The organism is Desulfovibrio sp. (assembly GCF_019424165.1).
In the GTDB taxonomy this organism is placed as follows: domain Bacteria; phylum Desulfobacterota; class Desulfovibrionia; order Desulfovibrionales; family Desulfovibrionaceae; genus Desulfovibrio.
Genome location: NZ_JAHZAA010000015.1, coordinates 8,083 through 11,118, shown reverse-complemented (window position 1 = coordinate 11,118; position 3,036 = coordinate 8,083). Strand labels below are relative to the sequence as shown.

Below are 3,036 nucleotides of genomic sequence, written 5' to 3'. Positions count from 1 at the left end.
TGAAGGGCAAGGCCAAAACGTCCGCCCCGGCGGGTGCAAAGAACGCCACTGTAGGCGGCAAGAAAAAAGCCTCCGGCAAAGGCAGAACGCCAGGTGTTGCGGCAAGTGGTTCAGCCACCGGTTCAGCATCGGCCAAAGGCAAGCCTGCAAAGAAATCCGGCAAAACAGACTAGGGTTTTTCACTTTGGGATGTTTTGTGGGAGTGTCCCTTTTGTAAAAGGGGCACTCCCCACGTCCTCACTCCTTGATACCTTTATCCCCGCTTCAATCAGTTACGGCAACTCTTCGGGCTTGAGACGGGGGGGGCGGCGGCAGTGCCTTTCAGGCACAGCACTGTCTCAAGGGCAGCCTGCCCGGGGCTGACACAGGCGGCGAAAAGCGGAAAGCGCTTCACCGCCGTAACCGGAACAAGGCGGCGAGGGCGCTGTTTATGCAAAGCAGGGCAAAGTTACCGCAAGGGGGCGTCCATTGAGGATTTACACGGCCATGGCCGCCCAGTTTCCACCGCTGGAGGCTGCGCGCAAGGACGGCCTGCTCTGCTTTGGCGGTGACCTGCACCCCGAACGGCTTCTGGCGGCTTACAGCAGGGGCATTTTTCCCTGGTATGAGGCTGGCCTGCCCATACTCTGGTGGTCGCCTGATCCGCGCTGTGTGCTGCCGCTGGATGCGTTTCACCTGCCCAGGCGCAGCGCTCGTCATTTGCGCAACAACCCTTTTGAACTGACGTTCAACGCGGCCTTCAGCGAAGTTATCCACGCCTGCGCCGCGCCGCGTCATGAGGGCGGGGGAACCTGGATACTGCCCGAAATGGCCGAAGCCTACGAATGTCTGCACCACATGGGCTATGCCCATAGTGTGGAGGCATGGTATGAGGGCGAACTGGTCGGCGGGCTGTACGGAGTGGGGCTTGGGCGGGCGTTTTTTGGCGAGTCGATGTTTCATGTGCTGCCCGAGGCTTCACGTGCGGCTCTGGCGGGTCTTGTGGCCCTGCTGCGCCTGCGTGGCGTCACCTTGCTGGACTGCCAGCAGGAAACCCCGCACATCATGAAGATGGGCGGGGTTCTGCTGCCGCGTGAGCTTTTTGTGCAAAAACTGGATCAGGCACTTGCGCCCGAACATCTAGCCGAAACTTCGGATCAGCGCGACCCTGTTACGGGTCATTTTTCCGGCTCCACAGCCGTGGACGTGGAGCCGACAGCCCCTTGCGGCGCCATCTGGCAAGCCTGGCGTGAACGCTACGACTATTCCTTATCCAGCGGTTCGTGGGCGCTCAGATCATAGTATCCGTGGGCCGCGAAGGGCAGGTTGTAGTCGCGCACGGCGTCAAAGCGGATGAAGCCGGTGGTCTTGTCTTCGGGAATGCCCGCCAGCGGGGCTACGCCCAGGGGAACAGGAATGTCCATAGGACAGACAGTAACTTTTTCAATATGTTCGGCGTAGCGTTCTTCAAGGTATGCCAGCAGGGCGCGGCTTTCTTCAGTGGTAAATGCTTCAAGAATGCAGCGCAGGGCGGCATCCTCTGTGGCGCCCTGAAGTACTTCCGGCGGAATGGACGGGTCGGCGGGGGCTACCAGGCCAAGACCCCGTATGGCTTCCAGTTCGTCGTCTCCGGCGCCGGGCCGGAAAATCTGCACGTCAACGTGGCGGCGCCCCTTGAAGGTCTTGAGGGTTGCGGCCACAATGTAAATTCTGTCCAGCGGCAGGTCGAACTGCGTGGGTACAAGGATTGTTTCCATAGCACTTCCCGTTGTTTAGTGTATTATTTCACACCCTCTTACCCCAAAACGGAATATGATGGAAGACAAGTTAACCACCCCGTTCAGCCTGGAGACCTCCTATACGCCGACGGGCGATCAGCCCGGGGCCATCAATGAGCTGGTGGCCAACCTTCAGGCCGGAGTACCCGCTCAGGTGCTGCTGGGCGTTACCGGTTCGGGTAAAACGTTCAGCATGGCCAATGTCATTGCCCGCTGCAACCGCCCGGCGCTGGTGCTTGCGCCCAACAAAACCCTGGCGGCCCAGTTGTACGGCGAGTTTCGCGAGCTTTTTCCCCATAACGCCGTAGAGTATTTCGTCAGCTATTACGACTATTACCAGCCTGAAGCCTATGTGCCTGCATCGGATACCTATATTGAAAAAGACTCTTCCATCAACGACAACATAGACAAACTGCGCCATGCCGCCACGCATGCCCTGCTGACCAGGCGAGATGTGATCATTGTGGCCTCTGTTTCATGCATCTATGGCCTTGGTTCGCCGGAATATTACGCCAAGATGGTCGTTCCTGTTGAAGTGGGCCAGCATTTTTCCATGGACAGGCTCATCACGCGCCTGGTGGAAGTGCATTACGAGCGTAATGACTATGACTTTCACCGCGGTACGTTCCGCGTGCGCGGCGATGCCCTTGAAATTATCCCGGCCTATCATCACGAGCGTGCTCTGCGGCTGGAGTTTTTTGGCGACGATATTGACTCCATGCGCGAAATAGATCCGCTTACGGGCGAGGTTCTGGCGGATGTGAGCAAAACCGTTATCTACCCGGCCAGCCACTTCGTATCCGCGCAGGACAATCTCAAGCGCGCCGCCGGCGACATCCGTGATGAACTGGCCGAACGGCTGACCCTGTTCAGGCAGCAGGGCAAGCTGGTGGAGGCTCAGCGCCTTGAGCAGCGCACACAGCTTGATCTTGAAATGATCGAAGAGCTTGGCTACTGCAACGGCATTGAAAACTACACCCGTCATCTGGACGGCCGTGTGGCGGGCGAGCCGCCTTCCTGCCTGCTCAACTATTTTCCTGAAGATTTTCTTCTCTTTGTGGACGAATCGCATATCACCATTCCGCAGGTGGGGGGTATGTACAAGGGCGACCGTTCGCGCAAGCAGACTCTGGTTGACTACGGCTTTCGCCTTCCTTCGGCTCTGGATAACAGGCCGCTGCAATTCAACGAGTTTACGGCGCTGCTCAATCAGGTGGTGTATGTGTCGGCCACGCCCGGACAATACGAGCTGGATCAGGCACAGGGCATCGTGGCCGAG

The 3,036-nt window shown here is 58.4% G+C and carries 3 protein-coding genes; 2 read left to right on the top strand and 1 reads right to left on the bottom strand.

The genetic code is table 11. From position 1 onward, the window contains the following. The first annotated feature begins 486 nt into the window (after positions 1 to 486). Positions 487 to 1,281, top strand: coding sequence for a leucyl/phenylalanyl-tRNA--protein transferase (gene aat / locus QZ377_RS07120; protein WP_291440479.1), 795 nt, complete (start codon positions 487 to 489; stop codon positions 1,279 to 1,281). On the opposite strand, the gene QZ377_RS07115 is transcribed toward aat, so the two are convergent. Further along, positions 1,242 to 1,736, bottom strand: coding sequence for a hypothetical protein (locus tag QZ377_RS07115; protein ID WP_291440478.1), 495 nt, complete (start codon positions 1,734 to 1,736; stop codon positions 1,242 to 1,244). The two genes, aat and QZ377_RS07115, sit on opposite strands and share 40 nt — an antisense overlap. A gap of 58 nt (positions 1,737 to 1,794) precedes the next feature. Here QZ377_RS07115 and QZ377_RS07110 point away from each other — a divergent pair. Next, positions 1,795 to 3,036, top strand: a 1,242-nt coding sequence (locus tag QZ377_RS07110) for a DEAD/DEAH box helicase family protein (protein WP_291440477.1), incomplete at its 3' end; no start/stop codon positions are given.